General features: G+C 64.4%; 20 protein-coding genes. 15 read left to right on the top strand and 5 right to left on the bottom strand.

The genetic code is table 11. The features are described from left to right. Positions 1-82 precede the first annotated feature (82 nt). From XI05_RS28455 to aat, 4 genes are read left to right on the top strand one after another with little or no spacing between them, the layout of a single operon-like run. Positions 83-1609, top strand: coding sequence for a sensor histidine kinase (locus XI05_RS28455; protein ID WP_271508050.1), 1527 nt, complete (start codon positions 83-85; stop codon positions 1607-1609). Continuing rightward, the gene (locus XI05_RS28460) at positions 1606-2046 is read left to right on the top strand and encodes a response regulator (RefSeq protein WP_172788656.1); all 441 of its coding nucleotides are present in this window, start codon (positions 1606-1608) and stop codon (positions 2044-2046) included. The genes XI05_RS28455 and XI05_RS28460 overlap by 4 nt, the downstream gene beginning before the upstream one ends. Next, positions 2043-3158, top strand: a complete 1116-nt coding sequence (locus XI05_RS28465) for a sensor histidine kinase (protein WP_271508053.1) — start codon at positions 2043-2045, stop codon at positions 3156-3158. Before XI05_RS28460 ends, XI05_RS28465 begins: the two co-directional genes overlap by 4 nt. 56 nt (positions 3159-3214) lie before the next feature. Next, a complete protein-coding gene (gene aat, locus XI05_RS28470) occupies positions 3215-3895 on the top strand; it encodes a leucyl/phenylalanyl-tRNA--protein transferase (protein ID WP_271508056.1) in 681 nt (226 codons plus the stop codon). Between the two features lie 11 nt (positions 3896-3906). On the opposite strand, the gene XI05_RS28475 is transcribed toward aat, so the two are convergent. Further along, positions 3907-4947 carry a DUF2155 domain-containing protein gene (locus tag XI05_RS28475; RefSeq protein WP_271508059.1) on the bottom strand — a complete coding sequence of 347 codons (1041 nt, stop codon included), beginning with the start codon at positions 4945-4947 and terminating at the stop codon, positions 3907-3909. Positions 4948-5127: 180 nt separating this feature from the next. Between XI05_RS28475 and XI05_RS28480 the strand changes: the two genes are divergently transcribed. Further along, positions 5128-6138: a Na+-dependent transporter gene (locus XI05_RS28480; protein ID WP_271508061.1), complete on the top strand. Its 1011-nt coding sequence runs from the start codon at positions 5128-5130 to the stop codon at positions 6136-6138. A gap of 50 nt (positions 6139-6188) precedes the next feature. Here the strand turns inward: XI05_RS28480 and XI05_RS28485 are convergent, their stop codons facing one another. Beyond that, on the bottom strand, positions 6189-7085 hold the full coding sequence (locus XI05_RS28485; protein WP_271508064.1) for a LysR family transcriptional regulator: 897 nt from the start codon (positions 7083-7085) through the stop codon (positions 6189-6191). A 20-nt stretch (positions 7086-7105) separates the two neighbouring features. Here XI05_RS28485 and bla point away from each other — a divergent pair, with 20 nt between their 5' ends. Beyond that, positions 7106-8068 carry a class A beta-lactamase gene (bla, locus tag XI05_RS28490; protein WP_271508067.1) on the top strand — a complete coding sequence of 321 codons (963 nt, stop codon included), beginning with the start codon at positions 7106-7108 and terminating at the stop codon, positions 8066-8068. Positions 8069-8136: 68 nt separating this feature from the next. On the opposite strand, the gene XI05_RS28495 is transcribed toward bla, so the two are convergent. Continuing rightward, positions 8137-9075 carry a GlxA family transcriptional regulator gene (locus XI05_RS28495; RefSeq protein ID WP_271508070.1) on the bottom strand — a complete coding sequence of 313 codons (939 nt, stop codon included), beginning with the start codon at positions 9073-9075 and terminating at the stop codon, positions 8137-8139. Positions 9076-9178: 103 nt separating this feature from the next. On the opposite strand from XI05_RS28495, the gene XI05_RS28500 reads away from it, so the two are divergent. Then, positions 9179-9865 carry a DJ-1/PfpI family protein gene (locus XI05_RS28500; protein ID WP_271508073.1) on the top strand — a complete coding sequence of 229 codons (687 nt, stop codon included), beginning with the start codon at positions 9179-9181 and terminating at the stop codon, positions 9863-9865. A gap of 497 nt (positions 9866-10362) precedes the next feature. Here the strand turns inward: XI05_RS28500 and XI05_RS28505 are convergent, their stop codons facing one another. Next, positions 10363-10770, bottom strand: coding sequence for an NADH:ubiquinone oxidoreductase subunit NDUFA12 (locus XI05_RS28505; protein ID WP_271508075.1), 408 nt, complete (start codon positions 10768-10770; stop codon positions 10363-10365). A gap of 242 nt (positions 10771-11012) precedes the next feature. Between XI05_RS28505 and XI05_RS28510 the strand changes: the two genes are divergently transcribed. From XI05_RS28510 to XI05_RS28530, 5 genes are all read left to right on the top strand, one after another. Beyond that, on the top strand, positions 11013-11786 hold the full coding sequence (locus XI05_RS28510; protein ID WP_271508078.1) for a BA14K family protein: 774 nt from the start codon (positions 11013-11015) through the stop codon (positions 11784-11786). A 231-nt stretch (positions 11787-12017) separates the two neighbouring features. After that, entirely contained in the window at positions 12018-12434 is a 417-nt protein-coding gene (locus XI05_RS28515; RefSeq protein WP_260370235.1) for a response regulator, read from the top strand. Further along, on the top strand, positions 12431-14689 hold the full coding sequence (locus XI05_RS28520; RefSeq protein ID WP_271508080.1) for a CHASE3 domain-containing protein: 2259 nt from the start codon (positions 12431-12433) through the stop codon (positions 14687-14689). Before XI05_RS28515 ends, XI05_RS28520 begins: the two co-directional genes overlap by 4 nt. A 378-nt stretch (positions 14690-15067) precedes the next feature. Further along, the gene (locus XI05_RS28525; protein ID WP_271508084.1) at positions 15068-16039 is read left to right on the top strand and encodes an ABC transporter substrate-binding protein; all 972 of its coding nucleotides are present in this window, start codon (positions 15068-15070) and stop codon (positions 16037-16039) included. An 8-nt stretch (positions 16040-16047) separates the two neighbouring features. Then, the gene (locus tag XI05_RS28530) at positions 16048-17847 is read left to right on the top strand and encodes a cache domain-containing protein (protein WP_271508086.1); all 1800 of its coding nucleotides are present in this window, start codon (positions 16048-16050) and stop codon (positions 17845-17847) included. 19 nt (positions 17848-17866) lie between these two features. Here XI05_RS28530 and XI05_RS28535 read toward each other — a convergent pair whose 3' ends face one another. Then, positions 17867-18763: a DMT family transporter gene (locus XI05_RS28535; RefSeq protein ID WP_172788642.1), complete on the bottom strand. Its 897-nt coding sequence runs from the start codon at positions 18761-18763 to the stop codon at positions 17867-17869. Positions 18764-19530: 767 nt separating this feature from the next. Between XI05_RS28535 and XI05_RS28540 the strand changes: the two genes are divergently transcribed. From XI05_RS28540 to XI05_RS28550, 3 genes are all read left to right on the top strand, one after another. Beyond that, entirely contained in the window at positions 19531-23301 is a 3771-nt protein-coding gene (locus XI05_RS28540) for a vitamin B12-dependent ribonucleotide reductase (protein ID WP_271508088.1), read from the top strand. A 448-nt stretch (positions 23302-23749) separates the two neighbouring features. Then, complete coding sequence (locus tag XI05_RS28545) at positions 23750-24736, top strand: AbiTii domain-containing protein (protein ID WP_271508091.1); 987 nt, start codon at positions 23750-23752, stop codon at positions 24734-24736. Between the two features lie 224 nt (positions 24737-24960). Further along, positions 24961-25476, top strand: a complete 516-nt coding sequence (locus XI05_RS28550) for a ParB N-terminal domain-containing protein (RefSeq protein ID WP_271508094.1) — start codon at positions 24961-24963, stop codon at positions 25474-25476. The last annotated feature ends 149 nt before the right edge of the window (positions 25477-25625 follow it).

The following is a 25625-nucleotide window of genomic DNA, read 5'->3' on the forward strand; positions in this document are numbered from 1 at the left end:
TGGCCCCGATCGCGTTCTGGAGGGTTGGGCCAATTCCAAGGGGGCGTTTTGAACTCCATCGCACGCAAACAGGTGAACCGTCGTGACGGCTGAAGGCCAGCGACGGTGGGCATTCTGGCAGGTCCTGCTGTTCGCGGCGGGCATTTTGGTGCTGACCGTGATCAGCGCCGGCTCCGTCTACCTCGTCAACAAGGCGCGCGAGGACAGCAAATGGGTGCTTCACACCATCGAGGTGGAGAACCAGATCAATGCCCTGCTGCTGGAGATCCGGCGCGCCGAGAGCGGCGCCCGTGGCTTTCTGCTGACCCAGGGGGACAACTTCAAGGTCGACCATGAAAAGGCCGTTTCGGCGATCATTCCGGCCCTCGACAAGCTCACGCGCTTCAGCGCCGACAATCCGCAGCAACGCGCGAATGTCGAGAAGCTGAGCGCGGCGATCGAAATCCGTCTCGGTCAGTTTGCGCAGGAAATGATCTTTATGCAGCAGGGGCAGCCGGACAGGGCCACTGCGTTGGTTCGCGAGGCCGCGGCGCAGGACACCACGACCAGGATCACCAGCGTCGCGAACGCGATGATCCAGGAGGAGGAGCGCCTGTTCCGCCTCCGCACGGCCAACTCCGACCACAGCCAGACCCTGGCCGCCTCGATGACTGGTATCGGCTCCGGCCTCGTGGTGGTGCTGGCGCTGATCTCGATCTGGCTGGTGCGGCGCTCGGCACGCGTGCGCGACGAGGCCGAGGCGCGCCTGCGCGATGCCAACCTCAATCTGGAGGCCATCGTCGACGAGCGCACGGCGGATCTGCGCGAAGCCAACGACGAGATCCAGCGCTTTGCCTATATCATCAGCCACGATCTGCGCTCGCCGCTCGTCAACATCATGGGCTTCACGAGCGAGCTCGAAGAGCTCGGCGGCGACATCTTCCGCCGCATCGGCAGCCTCGCGCATGTCCCCGCGGCGGGAGTGCCGCTCGCGCCTGCCGCGCCGGGCGAGATCGCGCTCGAAGGCGCCGACAAGCAGCTCTCGGAGGATTTCTCCGAAGCGCTCGGCTTCATCAAATCGTCGATCGCCAAGATGGACCGGCTGATCTCGGCCATCCTCAACCTCACCCGCGAGGGCCGGCGCGAATTCCAGCCGGTGAAGGTTGACACGCGCGAGCTGATCGAGGCCATCGCAACGACACTGGCGCACCAGGCGGCCGAGGCGCAGGCCGAGATCCATCTCGAGCCCCTGCCGGACCTCGTGAGCGACCGCCTCGCCCTCGAGCAGATCTTCTCCAACCTGATCGACAACGCGATCAAATATCTCAAGCCCGGCGTGCCCGGCGAGATCAGAATCCGCGGGCGGACCAAGCTCGGCTACGCTATCTTCGAGGTCAGCGACAACGGCCGCGGCATCGATCCGAAGGACCACCAGCGGATATTCGACCTGTTCCGCCGCGCGGGAACCCAGGATAAGCCCGGCCAGGGCATCGGCCTTGCGCATGTGCGTGCACTTGTGCGTCGCCTCGGCGGCACCATGTCGGTATCATCGGAACTTAATGCGGGCAGCACCTTCACGATCACGCTGCCGATCGCCTGGAACGTGAGCAACCGGAACCGAGATCGATGACCCAGCCTGTCACCATCATCATGATCGAGGACGACGAGGGCCATGCCCGCCTGATCGAGCGCAACATCCGCCGCTCGGGCGTCAACAACGAGATCGTCTCCTTCGCCACCGGCACCGAGGCCATGCGGCACCTGTTCGGCGCCGACGGCTCCGGGCTCGTGCAGAAGGGCAACGCGCTCCTGATCCTGCTCGACCTCAACCTGCCCGACATGACCGGGATCGACATCCTGAGGCAGATCAAGGAGAACAAATATCTGAAGGCCTCGCCCGTGGTGGTGCTGACCACCACCGACGATTCCCAGGAGATCAAGCGCTGCTACGAGCTCGGCTGCAACGTCTACATCACCAAGCCCGTCAACTACGAGAATTTCGCCAACGCCATCCGGCAGCTCGGGCTGTTCTTCTCGGTCATCCAGGTCCCGCCCGCCGCCACATGAACCAGCCCACGCCGACACTGCTCTACATCGACGACGACGGGGCGCTGGCGCGCCTGGTCGATCGCGGCCTGACGCGGCGCGGCTTCCGGGTCGTCCATGCCGCAAGCGGTGAGGAAGGCCTCGAGCGCATCCGCCGTTCCGCCGCCCAGAACAGCACCGAAGGCGGCATCGATGTCGTCGCGCTCGATCAGTACATGCCGGGCCTCGACGGGCTCGAGACGCTCGAGCAGATCATGGCGATCCCGGACGCGCCGCCGGTCGTGTTCGTCACCGCCTCGCAGGATTCCAGCATCGCGGTGACCGCGCTCAAGGCGGGAGCGGCCGACTATCTGGTCAAAGACGTTCAGGGCGACTTCATCCCGCTCCTCCACGTCGCCGCCGAGGGCGCGCTGCGCCAAGCCGAGCTGCAGCGGGCGCGCGAGGAAGCCGAGGCCGAGATCCACGCCTCGCGCGACCGCTACGCGGCGCTCGCCGCCGAACGCGAGCTCCTGCTGCGCGAGGTCAACCACCGCGTCGGCAACTCGCTCCAGATCATCGCCTCGCTGCTGCACCTGCAGGCGAGCTCCGCAGCGCAGGACGAGGTCAAGGCGGCGCTGACCAATGCGATGGGCCGCGTCGCCGCGGTCGCGCAGGTGCACCGCCGCCTCTACACCTCGCAGGACCTCAAGAGCGTGGTCCTCAATCAGTATCTGGACTCGCTACTCGAGGATCTCAGGCGGTCCGCCGAAGGCAACCGGATGTCGCGCCTGACGCTGAAGGCCGAGCCGATCGAGATCGATCCGGACCGTGCGGTCGCCGTCGGCATCATCGTCAACGAGCTGGTGATGAACGCGGTGAAATACGCCTATCCGGATGGCGCCGGCCCGATCCATGTCGAGCTGATCTCGCAAGGCGACGATCTCCTGCTCTCGATCACCGACGACGGCGTCGGCGACAACGTCAAGGCCGATCCGCGCTCCACCGGCATGGGCCAGCGCATCGTCGCAGCCATGGCCACCAAGCTCGACGCGACGGTGGAGCGTGATCCCACGCATTCCGGAACTCGGGTCGTGCTGAAGTTCGGCCGCGTGGCCCCAAGCGTCGGCAAGACCAGCACCGCTGCGGCGAGCTGAGCGGTCCGGCCGCCACCCATCGCAACTGCATTGCGATCCTGCTATGATGCCAAGCCATGACTTCGCGCGACTCCGCCCCGTCTGAAATCACGCCGGCCGTGCTGCTGCGCGCTTATGCCTGCGGCATCTTTCCGATGGCGGAAAGCGCCGACGATCCGACCTTGTTCTGGGTCGAGCCGGAGCTGCGCGGCGTCATCCCGCTCGACGGCTTCCGCGTCGCCTCGCGCCTCGCGCGCACCGTGCGCTCGGATCAGTTGCGCGTCACCGTCAACACCGCGTTCAAGGCGACCATCGCCGGCTGCGCGGCGCCGCAAGTGGGACGCGAGGACACCTGGATCAACAAGCGCATCCGCGACCTCTATGGCGGGCTCTTCGAGCTCGGCCATTGCCACAGCGTCGAAGCCTGGCAGGGCGACGATCTCGTCGGCGGTCTCTACGGCGTCAGCCTGGGGCGGGCCTTCTTCGGCGAGAGCATGTTCCACAATGTGCGCGACGCCTCGAAGGTCGCGCTGGTGCATCTGGTCGCGCGGCTCATTCACGGCGGCTTCGAGCTGCTCGACACCCAATATGTCACCGAGCACCTGAAGAGCTTCGGCGCCGTCGAGATCTCGCGGCGACGCTACACCGCGCTGCTCGACAAGGCGCTGGCGGGCGAACCCGGCGATTTCCTCAGGCTCTCCGCCGGCGAAGCGATCCCGGGCGCACGCGCCCTTGAGATCATCGCTTCGCGGCAATAACGAACAGCTCGTTAGCGGCCGAATCCGGGAATGCCGAACAGGCCTGGGCGCTGCTCCGGTGGGGGCGGCGGCGGCGGTGCCGGCTGCTGCTGCTGCTGGATCGGCGGCAGCGGCTGCGGCGGGCGCTGCTGCACCTGCTTGGGGGCGGCCTTTTTCTGTGCAGGCGGCGGTGGTGGCGGTTTTGCCGCGGCCGGATCCGGTGCCGCGGTCGCGACGGTCTGCTGCGGCTCTTTGCAGTCGGTCAGCCAGATGTCGTAGATCGGATGCTCGACGCCGTGCAGGCCGGGGCTCGCCGCGTACATCCAGCCCGAGAAGATCCGCTTCACCTCGCCCTGCAAGGTGATCTCGTCGACCTCGACGAAGGCGTCGGTGTTGGCCGCTTCCGTCGCCGGACGCGTGTAGCAGGCGTTGGTTTTGACGCGGAGCGCACCGAACTGGACGGTCTCGCCGATCTCCTCGTCGAAATTGATGATGCGCCCGGTGATCTTGTCGAGGCCGGAGAAGGTCGCCTTCTTGTTCACGATCTTCTGGGCCGGCGGCTCGGTCACGACCTCGTCGCCCGGCTGCAGGCTGGCCGGGGTCTGCGGCACGGCGCCGCCCGGCCCGCCCTTCTGCTGGGGCTGGCGCTGACCGGGCGCACCCGGCGCGCCTTGCGGGCCCGGCGGAGCGATCGCGGCGGAGGGCGGCTGGTTTGGCGGCGCGAGGGTCGAGCCCGGCGGCGGCGCCAAAGGTTGGGTCTCGACTGGCCCCGGCATCACGTTGCCCTGCCGACCTGGAGGCGGCATCGGGCGCGACGGCAGCACCCGGCCCTGCGGCGGCAGTTCCGGCACCTCTTCGTCGTCCTCGGGCATCGGCTGCGGCTGGGGCTGGCCGCGCGGAATGCTGCCGGGCGGCCGCAGCGGCGGCGGATCGGAGAAGATCGTGCCGATCTGCGCCTGAGCCGGCGTCGCAGCCGTCAGTGCGGTGGCGGCCAAAAGCGCCGCAAGACCGGTCAGGGAAAAGGTTTTGAACATTTCGCGCGGCTTCAACAGCGAATCGGGCTCGTTGGACATTCTACAGGGGATACCGCCGCTCGCAGGCCCTCCGGTTAACACGCCGAATACGGCGGGGGAAGGGCGGCATCCCTGCCCCTCCCGGCGCGGTCTGGCCAGGCCGGCATCCGGATGGGATAGTCGGAGCCCCTCCTCGGGGCCGAAAGCGGGAATGCCCCCGAACCGACAATCCCGACAGAGATGCCCTCCTCCCTCCTCGAAGCCGCCCTCGCCCTTCCCCTGCGCGCCCTGAGCTGGCTCGGCGGCCAGGGCACGCGCGCCGTGGCGGCGATCGCCTTCATCGCGGTCGCGGTGCCGCCGCTCGGCGCGCTGCTGCGCCCCTATGTCACCGAGGCGATCTTCCTTCTGCTCTGCATCTCCTTCATGCGTGTCGATCTCGTCGCGCTGTACGGACATCTGCGCCGGCCGGCGCTGGTCGGGGCCGCCACGGCCTGGACCACGATCGGTGTGCCGCTGATCGTCGGCCTCATCGCCCATGGAAGCGGGCTCGACAGCAGCTCACCCGGTCTCTTCCTTGCGCTGATGCTCCAGGGCATGGCTTCGCCGATGATGGCAGCACCTGCGCTCGCCGCGCTGATCGGCCTCGACGCCACGCTGCCGCTGGTCACGCTGGTCACCGCGACCGCGCTCGTGCCCTTCACCGCCTCGCTGTTCGCGAGCCTCTTTCTCGGCGGCATGCTCAGCATCTCGCCGCTCGCGCTCGGCCTGAAGCTGCTCGGCATCCTCGCCGCATCGCTGCTGGCCGCGACCGTCATCCGTCGCCTGCTCGGCACCGACGCGATCCAGCGCCACAAGCGACCGATCGACGGCTTCAACATCCTCATCCTGCTGGTGTTCGCATCCGCCGTCATGGGCGACGTGGTGCAAGATTTCCTCGCCGATCCGCTGTTTGCGATCGGCGTCGCACTGCTTGCCTTCGCGGTCTATTTCACCCTGCTCGCCGTCACGACATTCATCTTTCGCCGCGCCGGCACCGAGCGTGCCTTTGCGATCGGCCTGATGGTGTCACAGCGCAATCTGGGCCTGATGCTGGCGGCCACCGCCGGCGCATTGCCGCCCACCACCTGGCTCTATTTCGCGCTGACGCAGTTTCCGATTCACCTCGCGCCGTACATGCTGATGCCGATCGCGCGGCGGCTGAGAGTGCGCACCGATACGTCAGGCGGGGCAGCCACGGACCACATCACCTAGCCAGCCCTCACCGCGCTGCCTTTGAGCAAAGGCATCTCAATGCGCCATACTCATTCAACTTTCAGCTTCTTGCATTCGGCCAATATCCACTGCCGGAATGCCTGCATCGCGTGCGTGTGCCGCTTTGATTTCAGGGACGTGAGCCAGTACGATCCAAGATGGACGCGGGTGTCGTAAGGACAGGCCAGGCGTTTCCGGGCTACATCCTCCGAGAACAAGACGACCGGCAAAAGTGCGACCCCGCCTCCTTGAGCTGCAGCGTGCGCCAAGGAGACCGATGAATCAAACGTCGGGCCCGTCATGCGAGGCTGCCGGCATTTCGCCGCCTCGAACCACTGTGTCCACTCGCCGGATCGGTAGGAACGCAGCAGCACCTGTTGATGGAGATCTATCGGGTCTTTGAGACGCTTCGCTATCGTTGGCGTGGACATCGGGGTGAAGAAAGCATCGACCAAACGCTCTGCGTTGGTACCGTGCCAGGCGCCGTCGCCGAATCGAATGGCGTAGTCCAAGCCCTCGGCGCCGAGGTCGACACGATTGTTGTTGGCAAAAATCTTGATATCGACCTGCGGGTGGATCGAGGTGAAACTCTTGAGGCGAGGAACGAGCCAGCCTGCCGCGAACGTTCCGACGACGCCGATCATCAGCGTCTCCCGCATGCGGCCGTTTTCGAAACGGTCCAGCACCTGGTTGATCCGACCGAAAGCATCCGAAATAGCAGGTAACAGCGCCTCGCCTTCCTCTGTCAGGGCAAGCCCGCGCGTGAGCCGCCTGAACAACTCCACACGCAGGCTTCGCTCCAGAGTTCGCACCTGCTGGCTCACGGCGGCCTGCGACACTCGGAGTTCCAGACCGGCCTTGGTGAAGCTGAGGTGACGCGCTGCCGCCTCGAACGCGCGGAGCGCGTTCAGCGGAAGACTGGAAACGTTGGGAGGTCGGCGGGCCACGTCTGATCCAAGTTTTACTTATGGATGGCCTCACGAAGCATCGTTTGTCAATCGCGGGAGCACGCAGCAAAAAAGCGTACGTTCAATCGGAGTTCACGATGCTAACGCGACGTCAGTTCGGATCATCCACACTTGTCCTTTCAGCACAGCTCTTCCTCTCGAAAGTCTCGGGTGCTTCGACACTTGAAACAACACGGCTGTTGGAGACCATCAGGCAACTTGAAAGCAAAAGCGGCGGTCGACTCGGCGTCACCGTGCTCGACACGCAAACCGGAGCGTCGATTCATCACAGGGGAGACGAACGATTTCCGATGTGCAGCACCTTCAAGGTGCTTGCGTCCGCAGCAATATTGAACAGGCTGGGAGAGAAGCTGGACGGCCTTGATCAACGCGTTCGCATCGAACAATCCGACATCGTCGAAAATTCTCCGATCACCCGTGAGCATGTCGGACCCGAAGGCATGTCGCTGCGCGAACTCTGCGAGGCCGCCATTACGAGGAGCGACAACACGGCGGCGAACCTGCTTCTCAGGAACATAGGAGGCACTGCCGGCTTGACCGCCTTTGCGCGCAGCCTCGGTGACGACGTGACCCGATTGGACCGCATCGAGACCGAACTGAACGAAGCTGCGCCAGGCGATCTTCGCGACACGACGAGCCCAAACGCGATGGCTGAGAATTACAGGCGTCTGGTGCTGGGCAACGTGCTTCCGCCGGCAGGTCGGGAGCAGCTGTCCAAATGGATGATCGCAAACAAGACAGGCGACAGCCGATTGCGCGCCGGCTTGCCGCAGGGATGGCGCGTCGGCGACAAGACTGGAGCGGGCGCCCATGGCACCAACAACGACGTTGCGATCGTATGGCCACCTCAGCGTTCGGCGCTCGTCGTTGCCGTTTACCTCACGGGCGCCTCTGTCGACATGAGCGGGCAAAACGAGGTGATTGCCTCCGTCGGACGAGAGGTCGGCAAGGAATTCGGCTGACAGCACGAGCTGACGTTCGCACCGAAGCCCGGCAGAGCCCCTTCAAGTGGAGGCTTGTGCCGGGCGCCCTACCCCGCCCGCGCCGTCCGCCGCAGCGCCTGCGGCGGCTGGCCATACGCGCGAATGAAGGCGCGCCGCATGCGCTCGGGATCGCGGAAGCCAGTCACCTCCGCCACGCGCTCGATCGCCTCGCGCGAGGACTGCACGCGCTCGCGCGCGACTTCGAGCCTGAGGCGCTCGATCGCCTTGGAAGGCGTCGTGCCGGTCTCGGCGGCGAACGCGCGGGCAAAATGCCGGGCGCTCATGCCGGCGCGGTCGGCGAGATCCTCCACCGTCAGCGGCGCGTCGAGATTTTCGCGCGCCCAGGATAACAGTGCGCCGAAGCGCCCGTTCGGCGCCTTCAGCTCCAACAGCGACGAGAATTGCGACTGCCCGCCGCTGCGGCGGTGATAGAGCACGAGCTGGCGCGCGGTCGCCTGCGCGATCTCCTCGCCATGGTCCTCGGTGACCATCGCGAGCGCGAGGTCGATGCCGGCGGAGATGCCGGCCGAGGTCCAGACATTGCCGTCGCGGGTGAAGATCTGGTCCGGCTCGAACTTGACCTTGGGAAAGCATGCGACGAACTCGCGCGTCCGCCCCCAATGCGTGGTGGCGCGGCGGCCGTCGAGAAGCCCCGCCTCGGCGAGCACGAAGGCGCCCGAGCAGACGCTCGCGACCCGTACGTCGCGCCTTGCCAGCCGCTGCACGAAGGCCCGCGTGATCTCGCAGCGCGCGGCCTCCGCGACACCGCTGCCGCCGGCCACGAGCAGCGTCGTGATCGCGTTCGCCGTCTTGAAGTCACGCGCCATCATCTCGACGCCCGACGAGCTGCGCACCAGCCCCGGCTTGGCAGCCAGCACGCGGATGGCCGGCGACTTGCCGATGCAGCGCGCTGCGATCTCGAATGCCGAGATCGGGCCTGCCGCATCGAGCAGCTGAAAGTCTGGGAAGATCAGGATGCCGATCATGGGCCAGGCCGAGGGTTTGTCCGAAAGCGAGGGAATTATGCCATTTCTGACAGCAGGGCACCATGCCATTCTGCCGCCGTCAAGCGCATTGTCGGAGGCTCCCATGTCGTCACCGCTCCAGATCGGAATCCTCGTGTTTCCACGCGTCACCCAGCTCGATTTCACCGGCCCCTTGCAGGTATTCGCCATGGTCCCGGACGCAAAACTGCACCTGATCTGGAAGCGGATCGAGCCGGTGCCGAGCGATTCCGTGCTGACGCTGACGCCGACCACGACGTTCGCGGATTGCCCCCAGCTCGATGTCATCTGCGTGCCCGGCGGCCAGGGCACCAACGACCTTCTCAACGACGAGGACGTGCTCGAATTCCTGCGCAAGCAGGCGGCAGGCGCCAAGTACGTCACCTCGGTGTGCACGGGATCGCTGGCCCTCGGCGCCGCCGGCCTCTTGAAGGGCTACAGCGCCGCCACCCATTGGAGCGCAATGGAGATGCTCGCACAGTTCGGCGCGACACCGACGAAGACACGCGTCTGCGTCGATCGCAACCGCATCACCGGCGGCGGCGTCACCGCCGGGATCGATTTCGCGCTGACGCTGGTCTCGATCATGGTCAATCGCACCACGGCCGAAGCGATCCAGCTCCAGATGGAATACAATCCAGCCCCGCCGTTCAATGCGGGCTCGCCCGACACGGCGCCCGCCGAGGTGCTGGCGCTGCTGAGGGAGCGCGGCGCGCAGAACCAGGCGCGGCGTCTCGAAGCGGTGCAGCGCGCGGCTGAGCGGGTGAACTAGACTCCGCTCTCGTGTCCCGGACGCGCTGCAGCGCGCAGCGATGCGGCACAGAGCCGGGACCCAGGGAGCCACACAGCACGCAGCAGAATGGGCCCCGGCTCAGCTGCGCACCACTTCGCGGTGCGCAGCGTCCGGGGCACTAGACTCACGAGGGCCCCAACAGAAAAAGGCCGCTCGGTTTCCCGAGCGGCCTTTCCTGTCTCACGGTGGCTGCACATTCACATCGGGCGATGTCGGAGCTTCCAGACCGGGGGCCTATCTCCCGATCGAGTCCTTCCTCGGCGGCCGCTGCATCTCGGGACAGTCGCGAACTGTTGCCCGAACCGAACGCGATGGTCTCCCATCTCCGTAAGATGGGATCATTGAGCCGCATCGCCCGCCTCGAGGCAACGCCTGCGCAAGCAGCGTCCCCGCTGTTCCCGTTGTCCACAGCGGCGCGGCGCGGATGCAGGTGCATCCGCTTTGGACGATGGTGGTTCGTGGGTGCGCCGAAAAGGCTAGCCGGGCGTCCAGGGCTGATAGTCGCCGGTCGCCTTGGGGCGCCTGCCGCTGGCGAGCGTCGAGCCGGAGGGACGATAGGCATTGGCCGTGCCGGTGAGATTTGGCTGGTGCGGCTTTTCCCACTCGCGCGGCTGGTAGTTGACCTCGGTCGGCGGCTTGTCGACGACGTGGTGGATCCAGCCGTGCCATTCCGGCGGAATCCGGCTCGCTTCGGCGTAGCCATTATAGATCACCCAGCGCCGCTCGAAGCCGAGCGTCGGATCGATCGCCCCGCCCCGCGTGCGGTAGTAACGGTTGCCCTGCTCGTCCTCCCCGACCAGCTCGCCATACCGCTTGGTCCAGAGCTGGGTGCCAAACGTCTGGCCACTCCACCAGGTGAAGAACTTGAGGAAGAATTGTTTCATGCGGCAAGGGCCCTGCTTCGTCGGGTCCTGATGCCATCCGGGGGGCGAAATGTCCAGTTCGGCAGGCGCGCCGGCGCCCCCGCAAATCCGCCTACCGCGCACGCCGCTGCCGCAAAGCGGACGCGATTCATTCATGCCCCGTACAGCAGCAGGGCCTGAGGCTCCATTCGCGCGCAAACCGGCGTGATCCCAGGAACCCCAATGCATTCATAGGGTTTGCTTTCCGGGAAAGGAGTTTGACCATGAACAGTCTGAAATTGTTGAGTGCTGCCGCAGCAGCGGCGTTGGTTCTTCCCTTGGCGAGCCCGAGCTTTGCACAGAGTCGTGCCGCCGCGGTCGGAGCGGGCGGTGGCGCCCATGTCGGCGGCGGTGGCGGCGGCGCTCACATCGGCGGCGGCGGCTTCGGTGGCGGCGCGCGCATGGGCGGCGGCGGCGCGGCCTTCCATGGCGGCGGCGGCAATTTCGCGGCCGGCGGCGGCGCTATGCGTCCAAGCGGCGGCAGTTTCGGAGGCGGCGCCGCGATGCGTCCGAGCGGAGGCAGTTTCGCGGCCGCCCCCGCGATGCGTCCGAGCGGAGGCAGTTTCGCGGCCGCCCCTGCGGTCCGTCCGAGCGGCGGCAGCTTTGTAGGCGGCGTGGCGTCCCGCCCCGGGATATCGCCCACCTTCAGCGGCACGCGCAGCGTCGCGACCGCCTCGCCGGGCACGTGGAGCGGCAGCGGCGGCACCTGGAGCGGCGGCTGGCGCCACCATCGCCATCATCACCGCGGCGGCTTCTGGCCGGGCTTTGCGGCCGGCGCCGCGATCGGCGGCCTCGGCTCCTACGCCTATTACGGCGGCGGGTACGGCTACTATGACGATCCCTACTACTACGACAGCTATTATGACGAGCCGACGGTTGCGGTGGTGCCCGATAGCGGCGGCGACTCCGCTGCCTATTGCGCGCAGCGCTACAAATCGTACGACCCGGCCTCGGGCACTTATCTCGGCTACGACGGCCTGCGGCATCCCTGCCCGTAAGCAGATCGCCTAAGCGTGAGGCATAAGGCGTCGCAGCGATGCGGCGCCTTTTCTTGCAATCGGCGTCTTCCTCTCCGGCTCGCACGGGCAAGGATAAATACAATTCGATGCAAATGGACCTTTATGCACCGAACCGTGCATATCCTTCGCGATCCAATCCCAAATTGACCCGACCCACGATTCGCGGATATCACAAACCACAGTGGGGACTTCGATCTACTGGGAAGTGTCATGCCGCGTATTCTCGTGGTTGATGACGATCCGATGGTCGGCGCGACCATCGAGGTCCTCCTCCAACGTCAGGGCTTCGACGTCACGCTCACCGACGGCGGCGAAACAGGACTGGCTGCGCTGGAATCGCAAGCCTTCGACGTGATGCTGGTCGACATCTTCATGCCGCATATGCGCGGCTTCGAATCCATCCGCATCTTTCACGAGCGCGCCCCGGCCACGCCGCTGATCGCGATGTCGGGCTACGCCTTCGCCTCGTCCGCCTCGCCCTCTCCCGATTTTCTCCGCATGGCGCTGGAACTCGGCGCAACGCGCTGCCTGCGCAAGCCGTTCACGCCCGAAGCGCTGCTGACCACGATCCGGGAATGCCTCGCCGGCGCGAGCGCGCCGCCGAAGGACCAGAAAGAAGCCCCTTGATTCCAACGCAGCGCGTCATTCTCGGTGTTGGACTCGCCATCCTCCTGATCATCACCGCGGCTTCGATCGCCCTCGACGTCAAGTCGCGGTCCGACGCGGCGCGGCTAAACCACACCGTCCAGGTGCAAAAGAAGATCTCCGATCTGCGCGTGCTGCTGCGCCGGGCCGAGAGCGCCGCGCGCGGCTACGAGCTCTATCGCAGCCAGGGCTTCAGCGACGAATTCCAGTCGGTGCACGCCAAGATCGCTCCGGCCCTCGCCGAGCTCAAGCGCGACGTGCACGACAGTCCAGATCAGGTCGCGCTGCTGGAGGGCACCGAGCCGCTGGCGCTGCGCCGGATCGAGATTGCCGCCACCGCGATGCGCCTGCGCGCCGCCAACGACCAGGCCGGCATTGCCGCGCTCAACAGCAAGGCCGAGGGACGCGGGCTGATGGACACGGTGATGGGCAATCTCGACCGTCTGAGCGCGGAGGAAGAACGCCTGCTCGCCGCCCGCTCCCAGGATTCGCGCCGCACCGGAATCGTGCTGCTCGGCATCGACGTCGCCGGCGCCGTGCTGATCCTGCTCCTGGTGGCGTTGGTGATGCGCGAAAGTCGCCGCACGACGGGTGAGCTCCAGAGCTCGCTCGAGCAGACCCAGGCCGCCAAGACCGCTCTCGAGGCGGCGGTGGCCGAGCGCACCGAGCACCTCGTCGCCGCCCATGACGAGCTGCGCCTGTCGGTCAACGTGCTCCAGAGCACGTTCCGCAGCATGGCGGAGGCGGTGCTGGTCATCGACGCCGAGGGCATGGTGCTGCTGTCCAATCCGGCCGCCGAGCGCATGCTGCTGCATCGCACCGGCATGAACGTCGGCAATCTGCGCGCGCTGTCCGACGTGTTTCACGGCGACGGCGTCACACCGCTTCTGGCCGACGAGCTGCCGTCGACGCGCGTGCTGCGCGGCGAGCAGTTCGAAGAGCTGGAGATGATCGTTCGCCCGCACAGCGGCAACCCGCCACGCCAACTCATGGTCAGCGGCCGGCCGATGCGGGACGGGCAAGGCAACATCTCCGGCGCGGTGCTGGTCTATCACGATGCGACCACCTCGCGCGAAACCGAGCGGCAGCTGCACCAGTCGCAGAAGCTGGATGCCATCGGCAAGCTGACCGGCGGCGTCGCGCACGACTTCAACAACATGCTCACCGTCATCTCCGGCAACACCGAGACGCTGGTCGAGAGCCTGAAGGACCAGCCCGAGCTGCAGCGCACGGCGCGGCTGATCGACGATGCCGCCGAGCGCTGCGCCGAGCTGATCCAGCATCTGCTGGCGTTCGCGCGCCGGCAGCCGCTCGAGCCGCGCAACGTCGACATCAACGCCGCGATCACGGATATCGCAAAGCTTCTGCGCCCCACCCTCGGCGAGCAGATCCAGATCGAGACCGTGCTGGAACAGGGGCCGATGACGACCCATATCGATCCGTCGAGGCTCACCAATGCCGTGCTCAACATGGCGATCAACGCCCGCGACGCCATGCCGAACGGCGGCAAGCTGCTGCTGGAGACCCACCGCGTCGTGCTCGACGAGGCCTACGCGCAGGCCAATGCGGACGTGACGCCCGGCCCCTATGTCATGCTCGCGGTCAGCGACAGCGGCACCGGCATGTCCGTGGAGATCCAGCAGAAGGCGTTCGAGCCCTTCTTCACGACGAAGGAGGTCGGCAAGGGATCCGGCCTCGGCCTCTCCATGGTCTACGGCTTCGTCAAGCAGTCCGGCGGCCACATCAAGATCTACAGCGAGGAAGGCCACGGCACCACGATCAAGCTCTATCTGCCGCCGGGCGAAGGCGCCGCGGACGTGGCAGCTGGCGTCACGCCGCAGGCCGAAGGCGGCGCCGAGACCATTTTCGTGGTCGAGGACGATCCGCTGGTCCGCAACTTCGTCACCGCGCAGCTGCAGAGCCTCGGCTACAAGACGGTGGCCGCGTCCGACGGCAAGGCGGCGCTGGACTTGATCGAGGCCGGCCAGAGCTTCGACCTGCTGTTCACCGACGTCGTCATCCCCGGCGGCATGAGCGGCCGCGAGCTCGCCGAAGAGGTGGCGAGGCGCCGGCCCGGCGTGAAGGTGCTCTACACCTCCGGCTACACCGACAACGCCATCGTCCATCACGGCAAGCTGGATGACGGCGTGCTGCTGCTGACCAAGCCCTACCGCAGAAACCAGCTCGCGGAGATGATCCGCAAGGCGCTGAACGGCGGCGGGATGGCGGCGAGCTAGCGCGTGAACTGCCGAAGGCGCGCTGCAGTCACACCCTATACGAGGTCGAGAACACTGGCTGAGGATGTGAGTTCCAAGTGTCCTCTTGAGACGCCGTAGCTCGCCCGGATCCGCGCCGGAGGTGTTTAGACACCGCGCTATGCCACGCGTAAGGCCGTTTTGATCGTCATCGGGTCGGTCTCAAGCAAAAATCAAGCGCACCTCAAGGACAAATCGTCTCGCCAGACCAGTCTCTGAGCATGCTCTCGGCGACAAATGTAGGAGCCGGTGTCGTGACAGTCCGCTTGCGGAGCGCGATACCGAGCGCAGTCACCAGATGCACAGCTAGGATCTTGGTCTGCGGCCGGAATTGACGGCGCAGCTTCGACAGGTGCTCGCATGAAACGACGAGAGTTCATCTTGTTGATTGGCGGGGGGCTGGCCTGGCCTGCGATCGCACGGGCGCAGGGCGGAGCCAAGCTGCATCGTATCTTCTGGGTCTCGACTCAGTCCGGACCGGATCCCTTCCTGGACGGCTTTCGCGAGGGAATGCGCGCGCTGGGATACGTCGAGGGCAGGACCGTAACAATCGAGACGCATTATGCCCCTGAAAACCCGCAGGCACTGCGCAAGATCGTCTCCGAGTTGCAGCGAGGGGATGTCGACCTTGTGGTCTCGAGCGGTCCAGCGACACGCGTCATGACTGCGGTGACCGAAGTCCCCGTGCTGTTTGCATTGAGCGGTGACCCCGTCGCTTTGGGTGTGGTGAAGAGCCTTGCTCACCCCGGCACCAATTTCACCGGCAGCACATTCCTGTCGCTTGAGCTTGCAGGAAAGCGCGTCGAGCTGCTCAAGGACATTTATCCAAAGCTGCGAAAACTGGCGGTGTTCTCGAACACGGATCACCCGGGAGAGCCACTGGAATGGCGTGCGACTTTGGAGTCGTGCCGAAATCTTGGCATTGAGGCAGCCTACGTTCCGTTCTCCGGCGCTCGCGAAATCGAGAATGGGTTGATGGCTGCCGGCAAGGTGGACGCGGATGCTCTCCTCGTGTTTCCCGACGCGGTGACGCTGGTGCATCGTGCGAAGATTGCGGAGCTTGCAATCGCGCACCGGCTGCCCTCGATGTTTGGCTGGTCTGAATATTGTGACGCTGGCGGTCTCCTAAGTTACGGCGCAAACCAGCGCACGACCTATTCTCGGCTTGCCACTTATGCCGATCGCATCCTGCGCGGTGAAGATCCGTCGGATCTTCCGGTCATGCGTCCCGACAAGTTTGAACTGGCAGTCAATCTGAAGACAGCCAGGCTTCTGGGTATCGAGCTGGATGTGTCGTCGATCCTGTTTCGCGCCAGCAAGGTGATCTCCTGAGAGTAGTCATGACGGACGGTGCTGCGCAGTCCTCTTCGTGTACGATGCCTCCGCGTCGCTCGCTGTTCTGCAAGTACTTCGCGACGTTGTTTGTCGCTGCGGTCGTGCCTCTGATACTCGGCGCGGCCGTCGAGGCTTCTTTCGGTTACCGGGACCAGCGCCGCCAGATCAGCGCGGTGCTGCAGGCCGATGCTCGCGCGGCGTCCGACAGGATCGAGGCGTTCACCGATGGCATCCGAGATCAGCTGGGTTGGATGGTGCAGCTTCCCTGGTCTGCCGGAGACGATGCGCAACATAAGATCGACGCCTTGCGCCTCCTCCAGCAGGTGCCTGCAATCGTTTCGGTTTCGCTTCTGGATGAGACCGGCACCGAACGGGTCTTTGTTTCCAGGCTGCTTCTGAACAGGACCGGGCCCGGCATTGATATGTCTACGGATCCCGCTGTTCTGGGCGCACGCGGCAACAAAGTCTGGTACGGACCGGTTCAGTACCGGCGAGATTCAGAGCCCTATATGAGGATCGCGGTTGCCGGGAGCCTGCCGGCCGCGGGGGTTGCGATCGCCGAGGTCAATCTGAAGCTGATCTGGGATGTCATCGCAGCCATTAGAATTGGCGAGACCGGCTACGCCATAGTTGTCGATGATTCCGGTCATCTGATCGCACATCCCGATATCAGTCGGGTTCTGCGCGGCCGCGCCAGCTCCGGCAGTTTTGGCCCGATCAAGCATCTCGTTGGCGGGGCGAGCGGAGCGGCGGTGATAACCGGGGAGCGAGGCAACCCGGTGGTGGCGCTATCCGTTCAGGCCGCCGATGTGGGATGGACGGTAATCGCGATGCAGCCGACCTCGGAAGCCTTTGCATCAATTCGCGCGGCGTTGTGGCGATCGTCAATTCTCATTGCCTTTGGTGTTCTTATCGCGCTGGCGCTCGCCTATTGGCGCGCGCACAGAATGTCCGGCCCGATCAAGCAACTGGAAGAGGGCGTGGAGCGGATCAGAACCGGACAATTCGAGCATCGCATCAAAATCTTCAGCGGTGACGAGCTGCAGCAACTGGCGTTGCGCTTCAACGAAATGGCTTCTGAACTGGCGATCTCGCAGCAGAAATCTGCGCGGATCGAACGGCTGAAGCAGTTCCTGCCGTCACAGGTTGCCGAATTGGTCGAGCATTCTCATGAACTGCTCGAAGGGCAGCGACGTGAGGTGGCCGTCATTTTTGGCGACTTGCGCGGCTTCACGGCGTTCTCCACGCGCAATGAACCCGATGTCATCATGGCCGTCATGCGAGAGTACTACGAGGCCGTCGGCGCCGTGACGACTCGTCACGAGGCAACGCTCATCGGCTTCGATGGCGACGGAGTCATGCTCCTGGTCAATGCCCCGATCGCATGCGAACAGCCGGCAACGCAAGCGGTCCGGCTCGCGATCGACCTGCAAATGACGGTGCAGTCACTTGCCGGCAAATGGTGTGACGCTGGCCACGCGATCGGCTTTGGTGTGGGCGTTGCCATGGGTCCGGCAACGGTAGGTACGGTTGGCTATAACGGTCGGCTGGACTACACGGCGATGGGAGCCGTGGTGAATTTGGCATCGCGGCTCTGCAATCTCGCGAACGACGCGCAGATCCTGGCCGATCCCACGATCGCTGGAAGGGTAAGGGATAGCGTTCCGTTGGCCTCGCTCGGACAGCGGACCATCAAGGGCTACGACCAGGCTCTCGAAGTCTTTGCCGTCGCACCTGCTGACCTGCCGTTGAAACCGCCGGGCTCGGCACAACGCCGGCGAGAGAAAGAGCTTCAGGACCACTGATACCCCAGCGTCCGGAAGGCTAACGCGTCGCCATCACCACGGCGGCCAGCGTGAGCAGCAGCGCGGCGATCTGCCCTGCCCCGAGCGGCTCGCCCAGCGCCACCGCCGAGGTCACGACGCCGATCACCGGCACCGCCATGGTGCCGATCGCCGCGACCGAGGCCGGCAGGCGCGCGAGCGCAGCGAACCAGCTGACATAGGCGATGCAGAACTGCCCGACGACCGAATAGACCAGGAGCCACCAGCCGAGCGGCGTCACCTGCGACAGATGCGTGGTCTCGACCAGGAGGCCGACGATCGAGACCGGCAGGCAGCCGATCCCGATCTGCCAGGCCGCAGCCGTGATCGGCGGCAGGCGGATCGGGTACTTCTTCGAGAACACCGTGCCGACGGCAAAGCCGAATGCGCCGACGAGCGCCATGACGATGCCCGGCAGCTTCTCGACGCTGGCGGCAAAGCCGTTGCCGCCCATGATCGTGGCAAGGCCGGCGAAGGCCAGCAGCAGCCCCAGCGTGCGCAGGAGCGTCGGCTGCTCGCCGAGCACCGGCCAGGCGATGACCGAAGCCCAGACCGGCATGGTGTAGGCGATCAGCGCCGCCTCGCTCGCCGGCAGCCAGAGCAGCGCCAGCCCCATCAGCACCATCCAGCCGGTGACGTTGAGCACGGCCGAAATGAGGAGACGCGGCCAGATCGCGCCCTCCACCTGCAGGCTTTGCCGGCGGATCACCGCAAGCAACGCCAGCAGCAGCGCGCCGAGCACGCCGGTGACCCCGCGCAGCGTCAGGGGCGGCAGCTCGGCGAGCAGGAATTTCGTCACCGGCCAGTTGAAGCCCCAGCCGACCGAGGTGATCGCAAGGAACATCAGGCCGGCCGGGGCGATGCGTGGCCGCACGCCCGGCGTCGTCGAATCAAGCATGTCAGGTAGTCCGGCAAAATCGACAGTCAGCTTGGCCCGGATTCGCAGGTCCCACCACCACTTCGGCGGGCATGCCTGCCCTCACCTTCCGTAGGGCTACGTGAGTCCTGCTGACGCAATCCCATTGCTCAAAAATATAGCTGCCCCTGTGAACAGCGGGAGGAAGGCTCCGCGTCATCACGGGATGCAAATTTTTTCGGTTGGGAATCCCTGAGGACTCACTGATACTTGCCTTCACAACAGGCGCGGCGCTGACCCCTGTTATCCCCCACAATCCACCATATTTAGTATTTGATTCAGGAACTCGCACTAGTTCTTGACGGGCGCAACGGAGAGTCCTAGCTTTCGGTCCGTTCGGCGCGAGTGAGTTTGCGTCCCGCCGGCACTCCCCCAAAGGGTCTCGCAAATCTCCGCTCCGCCAGCCGGCCAAAGGCTGCGGATGAGGGCTTGTCTGCCCTCGGAATGCAGGCTCTTCGGGCGCCAGAACGGGCCGGCAACAGGCTCGGATGGCATCGAAGACGAAGTGACAGTTGTGGGGCGTTGAACGCATGTCGCACACATCCCCTTGGGGGCGGATGAGTGTGGACAGGCCGGCGGGATGATCGATGCGACGCATCGGGGTCGTGCCGGGAAAAAACAGGGCCGGATCCACCGGCTGAACTGCGGTGCCCAAGGCCGAACGGCTGAAGGCCCGCGAAATGCAATGACGACCCGGCATGCCCACAACGAGGGGCGGGACCGGTCAAAGAAAAGGACGGGGCAAGACAATGCGGATTGAGCGGCGCCACACCACCCAAGGACAGTCACCTTATGCGGGAATCGACTTCCGCCTGACCACGTCGGAGATTCGCAATCCCGACGGCTCGGTCGTGTTCAAGCTCGACAATGTCGAGGTGCCGAGCGAGTGGTCGCAGGTCGCCTCCGACGTGCTGGCCCAGAAATATTTCCGCAAAGCCGGCGTTGCCGCGCGCCTGAAGAAGGTCGAGGAGGAATCCGTCCCCTCCTTCCTGTGGCGCTCCGTGCCCGATACCGACGCGCTCAATGCGCTGCCCGAGAAGGAGCGCTATGTCAGCGAGCTCAGCGCAAAGCAGGTGTTCGACCGCCTCGCCGGCTGCTGGACCTATTGGGGCTGGAAGGGCAAGTACTTCTCGACCGACGAGGACGCCCAGGCCTTCTACGACGAGCTCCGCTACATGCTCGCCATGCAGATGGTCGCGCCGAACTCGCCGCAATGGTTCAACACCGGCCTGCACTGGGCCTATGGCATCGACGGCCCCGGCCAGGGCCACTATTACGTCGACCCCTTCACGGCTAAGCTGACCAAGTCCAAGTCGGCCTACGAGCACCCGCAGCCGCATGCCTGCTTCATTCAGGGCGTCGGCGACGACCTCGTCAACGAAGGCGGCATCATGGACCTCTGGGTCCGCGAGGCGCGCCTGTTCAAATACGGCTCCGGCACCGGCTCCAACTTCTCGCGCCTGCGCGGCGAAGGCGAAAAGCTCTCCGGCGGCGGCCGCTCCTCGGGCCTGATGAGCTTCCTCAAGATCGGCGACCGCGCCGCCGGCGCGATCAAGTCGGGCGGCACCACGCGCCGCGCCGCCAAGATGGTCGTGGTCGACGTCGATCACCCCGACATCGAGACCTATATCGACTGGAAGGTGAAGGAGGAGCAGAAGGTCGCCGCCCTCGTCACGGGCTCCAAGATCAACCAGAAGCACTTGAAGGCGGTGCTGAAGGCCTGCGTCAACTGCGAAGGCTCGGGCGACGATTGCTTCGACCCCGAGAAGAACCCTGCGCTGCGCCGGGAAATCAAGCTCGCGCGCCGCAGCCTCGTGCCCGACAATTACATCAAGCGCGTCATCCAGTTCGCCAAGCAAGGCTACAAGGACATCCAGTTCGACACCTACGACACCGACTGGGACAGCGAAGCCTATCTCACCGTTTCGGGGCAGAACTCCAACAACTCGGTCTCGCTGAGGGACGACTTCCTGCGCGCGGTCGAGACCGACGGCGACTGGAATCTCAACGCCCGCACTTCGAAGAAAGTGACGAAGACGCTGAAGGCGCGCGACCTCTGGGAGAAGATCGGCTACGCCGCCTGGGCCTCGGCCGATCCGGGCCTGCACTTCAACACCACGATGAACGACTGGCACACCTGCAAGGCGTCCGGCGACATCCGCGCGTCCAATCCGTGCTCGGAATACATGTTCCTGGACGACACGGCGTGCAACCTCGCCTCGGCCAACCTGCTGACGTTCTACAACACCGAAACCAAGCGCTTCGACGTCGAGGGCTATGAGCACCTCTGCCGGCTCTGGACCATCGTGCTGGAAATCTCCGTCATGATGGCGCAGTTCCCGTCGAAGGCGATCGCCGAGCTCTCCTACGAGTTCCGCACGCTCGGCCTCGGCTACGCCAATATCGGCGGCCTCTTGATGACCATGGGCCTGCCCTATGACAGCAAGGAAGGCCGCGCGCTCTGCGGCGCCCTCACTGCAGTCATGACCGGCATCACCTACAAGACCTCCGCGGAAATCGCTGCGGAACTGGGCACCTTCCCCGGCTACAAGAAGAACGCCGCGCACATGCTGCGCGTGATCCGCAACCACCGCCGCGCCGCCCATGGCCAGTCCAACGGCTATGAGGCGCTCAGCGTCAACCCGGTGCCGCTCGACCTCGTCTCCTGCCCGCAAGGAGACCTCGTCAGCCATGCCCAGGCGGCCTGGGATGCGGCGCTCGAGCTCGGCGAGAAGCACGGCTATCGCAACGCCCAGACCACGGTGATCGCGCCGACCGGCACGATCGGCCTCGTCATGGATTGCGACACCACCGGCATCGAGCCGGACTTCGCGCTGGTCAAGTTCAAGAAGCTCGCCGGCGGCGGCTACTTCAAGATCATCAACCGCGCCGTGCCGGCCGCGCTGCGCGCGCTCGGCTATCGCGAGAGCGAGATCGCGGAGATCGAAGCCTATGCCGTCGGCCACGGCTCGCTCTCCAACGCCCCCGGCATCAACGCCTCGACCCTCAAGGCAAAGGGCTTCACCGATGAAGCCATCGCCAAGGTCGAGAAGGCCCTGCCGACCGCCTTCGACATCAAGTTCGCCTTCAACAAGTGGACCTTCGGCGAAGACTTCATCCGCGACCAGCTGGGAATCGGCGCCGAAGCCATTGCGGCTCCCGGCTTCGACCTGCTCCAGGCCGTCGGCTTCACCAAGCGCGAGATCGAGGCGGCCAACGTCCACATCTGCGGTGCGATGACGGTGGAAGGTGCCCCGCATCTCAAGGCCGAGCACTACCCGGTGTTCGACTGCGCCAATCCCTGCGGCAAGATCGGCAAGCGCTATCTGTCGGTCGAGAGCCACATCCGCATGATGGCGGCGGCCCAGCCCTTCATCTCGGGTGCGATTTCCAAGACCATCAACATGCCGAACGACGCCACGGTGGAGGACTGCAAGTCCGCCTACATGCTGTCGTGGAAACTCGCATTGAAGGCCAACGCGCTCTATCGCGACGGCTCAAAACTCAGCCAGCCGCTCAACTCGCAGCTCATCAGCGACGACGAGGACGAGGACGATGCGGTCGAGGTGCTGCACGAGAAACCCATGGCGGCGCGCGCCGCGCATGTCGCCGAAAAGGTCGTCGAGAAGCTGGTCGAGCGCATCGTCGTGATGCGCGAGCGCGAGAAGATGCCGGATCGCCGCAAGGGCTACACCCAGAAGGCGGTGGTCGGCGGCCACAAGGTGTACCTGCGCACCGGCGAATACGATGACGGCCGTCTCGGTGAGATCTTCATCGACATGCACAAGGAAGGCGCGGCGCTGCGCTCCTTCATCAACAACTTCGCCATCGCGGTGTCGCTCGGCCTGCAATACGGCGTGCCGCTCGACGAATATGTCGACGCCTTCACCTTCACCCGCTTCGAACCGGCAGGCCCGGTGCAGGGCAACGACAGCATCAAGTACGCGACCTCGATCCTCGACTACGTCTTCCGCGAGCTCGCGGTGAGCTATCTCTCCCGCTTCGACCTCGCCCACGTCGATCCCAACGAGACGGGTTTTGACGCGCTCGGCAAGGGCGTCGAGGAAGGCAAGGAGCCGGACGAGGACGGCGGCCACCACGCGACCAAGCTGGTCTCGCGCGGCCTCACCCGCTCGCGCACCGACAACCTCGTCGTGATGCGCGGCGGCTCGGCCGCGGTCAGCCAAGGCAACGACAGCGCGCCCTCCGGCGGCAGCCGGGTCACCGCGCTGGCCGCCCACGGCACCTCGTCCCGCCTCAGTGACACCATCGAAGGCGCCGTCGCCCTGAAGCAGGAAGCCCAGCACGATCTGTCGCCGACGGAGAAGCTCGAGCAGCTGCAATGGAGCAAGGCCGGCACCGCCGCAACGCTGGTCCCCAGCAAGGCCGAGCGCCGCGCGGAAGCGAAGGCTAAGGGCTACGAGGGCGAGATGTGCAGCGAGTGCGGCAACTTCACGCTGGTGCGGAATGGGACCTGTATGAAGTGCGATACGTGCGGAAGCACGACGGGGTGTTCCTGAGGTACAACTTTCTTAGGGCGACGTAAAAGGCATGGGCGGCTATTAAGCCGCCCATTTCTGCAATGAAGACGACTTATCTCGATAGCAACGACTTCTCAGACATCTCCGCGAAGGGACTATTGCATTACGAGAACGCCGAAGTGCTGGCTGTACTAAGGCACGCTCGAAGTAGTGGTCAGGCGTCCATTCGATTGCCGCCACCGCTGCTACGCTCCTTACGTCTATATCTTCAGATGCGACGCTCGATTTGGTGAGCATTTGAAGACATGATCTAATCAGAGGACGCGGTACCCGAGATGGAGCGACATACTCCGCATGCTTTAGCTTTTTGAAAAGCTGGGATGGGAGCGAAGCGATACCCATCGCCCATAGACGAACGAAACTGGTAGCTTCGCAAGTTATTAGCGCAAGATATTGATAAGGGGCCCACACTTCGAGGATTGAAGCAGTGTCAAATCGGCTCGACGAAGCACGGCAGACAGTACGAACGCTCCTAGACGACCTTGAAACGGTCACGGTCAGAACCGAAGGAATTCTGATGAAGGCCAAACGATTGGCACGTCTAATGCGCGACTCGGATGCGCAATATTGGCTGGAGTTGGAGACCTCGGGCTACCCAAAAGACTCCTTCAAAACTTCCAGCTTGGGCACGTGCGAGAAATACGCAACCAAATCGGGACGAGTCGATTCCGGAGGCAAATACTACGTGCCAAGCCTGCCTCAACTCGAAGCGATTGGGGAAGGATACAAAGAGCGGGCTGACGCCTTCAATAAGCCTGCTGATAAGTCTGTGGTGATAGAGGATTTTCTGGCAAAAAAGGCGACCGAAGATTTCCTTGCAAATCGTGCCAAGCAACAGATTGCCGCTCGAAAACTATACAACGACCACCACGCTCTAGTGGTGGCCCTTCGAGACTCGGTTCACAGCTACGCTACGGACGTTTATATATCCATCGAGTTAGGTGACGCAGCCCAGGACATTTTTGAGCAAGCGAGGAATCGGGTTGACAACTTTATCAGATCCTACGCTCCGAAGGCCGCAGAACAGATCATAGCCGTAAACGAGCGAATGGCAGACGATTCAGCTGAGGCCTTTTCCCATGCCCTCACGACTTGTCGACGACTCCTGCTCACAATCGCTGACGCGATATATCCCGCTCGGTCCGAGCCGTATATCGATGGGAGAGGAAAATCACGTGACGTGGGCTACGAAAGTTACAAAAATCGCCTCTTAGCCTATCTCGAACAAAGCGCAGCAAGCGCAGGCTCACGAGCACTAATCGAATCCGGTCTGGAACACCTGGCCGCCCGCTTAGACGCAGTGAATAGCAAGGTGTCGAAGGGGGTCCACGTAACCGTGACCGAGGAAGAAGCTCGCCTAGCTGTGATCCACACCTACCTTTTCTTAGGTGAAATCGCCCAGGCGACCGAGTAGCCCGTAGAATGGGTAGAGCCCGTGCGAAACCCATCATCTGTCCGCGCGTATGGCGATGAGTTCGCTTCACTCTACCCATCCTATGAGTTGTCTCCGCATCGGAGATCGGCGCTGCTCATCAATACCCACCGCCGAAATTGCCTTTGCGGCCGAGCACTTCCCTCCTAAACTACCTCCACCGCCGGCATGAGTTCCGACGGGCCCGGTAGAAGCGGAGTCAACTTATGCCCAAACCGGAAAGCTTTCCGATCGAAAAAATCTTCGTTCCCACGAAGCAGAAGAAGGCCATCAAGCCCGAGATTGTCGGAGAGATTGCGGAAAGTATTTTGGAGATCGGACAACAGGCCCCCATTTCCGTTTGGCGCGACGGAGACCGCCTCGTCCTGGTCGAGGGACTGCATCGGCTCGAAGCCTGCAAGGCGCTCGGCGAGACGACCATTCTCGGTGTCCTGGTCTCCGCCGAGCTTGCTCAACATAAGCCGCAGCTCGCCGAACGCCCCGAAGTGGAGGCAGAGCGCATCAAGATGGCGCGATTGAAACAGCTGCGGCTGGAGAAGGAAGCCGCGGACACATCGGCGGCTGCCTTGAAGGGCGCTGGCGCAACGCAAGCGCCGCGCACCAGTCCGGCGAAAGGCGTCCGCGACAATCCGAAGGCATCAGCGGGCCGGACTGCGAAATCGACACCGAAATCATTGTCGGACTGGATCACGCAGCAAAAGAGCAGCGGCGGCCGCTATTGATTGTCGGCGCCAGAATTTCTGGTGATAGCTCGTAGCCTGTAGGGTGGGTGGGTTAGCTTAGCGCAGCGTAACCCACCTCTTTATTCTTCGCAGAGACAAGAAGTGGTGGGTTACGCCGCGCGAACTGCGCTTCGCGCAGTCGCGGGGCT

Origin of the sequence: Bradyrhizobium sp. CCBAU 11357, from assembly GCF_028128865.1 — a bacterium.
In the GTDB taxonomy this organism is placed as follows: Bacteria; Pseudomonadota; Alphaproteobacteria; order Rhizobiales; family Xanthobacteraceae; genus Bradyrhizobium.

Bases quoted from the DNA above. Each gene is read 5' to 3' on its own strand.
- XI05_RS28460 (WP_172788656.1), top strand. From the start codon at position 1,606: ATGACCCAGCCTGTCACCATCATCATGATCGAGGACGACGAGGGCCAT.
- XI05_RS28465 (WP_271508053.1), top strand. From the start codon at position 2,043: ATGAACCAGCCCACGCCGACACTGCTCTACATCGACGACGACGGGGCG.
- aat (WP_271508056.1), top strand. From the start codon at position 3,215: ATGACTTCGCGCGACTCCGCCCCGTCTGAAATCACGCCGGCCGTGCTG.
- XI05_RS28475 (WP_271508059.1), bottom strand. From the start codon at position 4,947: ATGTCCAACGAGCCCGATTCGCTGTTGAAGCCGCGCGAAATGTTCAAA.
- XI05_RS28480 (WP_271508061.1), top strand. From the start codon at position 5,128: ATGCCCTCCTCCCTCCTCGAAGCCGCCCTCGCCCTTCCCCTGCGCGCC.
- bla (WP_271508067.1), top strand. From the start codon at position 7,106: ATGGATGGCCTCACGAAGCATCGTTTGTCAATCGCGGGAGCACGCAGC.
- XI05_RS28495 (WP_271508070.1), bottom strand. From the start codon at position 9,075: ATGATCGGCATCCTGATCTTCCCAGACTTTCAGCTGCTCGATGCGGCA.
- XI05_RS28500 (WP_271508073.1), top strand. From the start codon at position 9,179: ATGTCGTCACCGCTCCAGATCGGAATCCTCGTGTTTCCACGCGTCACC.
- XI05_RS28505 (WP_271508075.1), bottom strand. From the start codon at position 10,770: ATGAAACAATTCTTCCTCAAGTTCTTCACCTGGTGGAGTGGCCAGACG.
- XI05_RS28510 (WP_271508078.1), top strand. From the start codon at position 11,013: ATGAACAGTCTGAAATTGTTGAGTGCTGCCGCAGCAGCGGCGTTGGTT.
- XI05_RS28515 (WP_260370235.1), top strand. From the start codon at position 12,018: ATGCCGCGTATTCTCGTGGTTGATGACGATCCGATGGTCGGCGCGACC.
- XI05_RS28525 (WP_271508084.1), top strand. From the start codon at position 15,068: ATGAAACGACGAGAGTTCATCTTGTTGATTGGCGGGGGGCTGGCCTGG.
- XI05_RS28530 (WP_271508086.1), top strand. From the start codon at position 16,048: ATGACGGACGGTGCTGCGCAGTCCTCTTCGTGTACGATGCCTCCGCGT.
- XI05_RS28535 (WP_172788642.1), bottom strand. From the start codon at position 18,763: ATGCTTGATTCGACGACGCCGGGCGTGCGGCCACGCATCGCCCCGGCC.
- XI05_RS28540 (WP_271508088.1), top strand. From the start codon at position 19,531: ATGCGGATTGAGCGGCGCCACACCACCCAAGGACAGTCACCTTATGCG.
- XI05_RS28550 (WP_271508094.1), top strand. From the start codon at position 24,961: ATGCCCAAACCGGAAAGCTTTCCGATCGAAAAAATCTTCGTTCCCACG.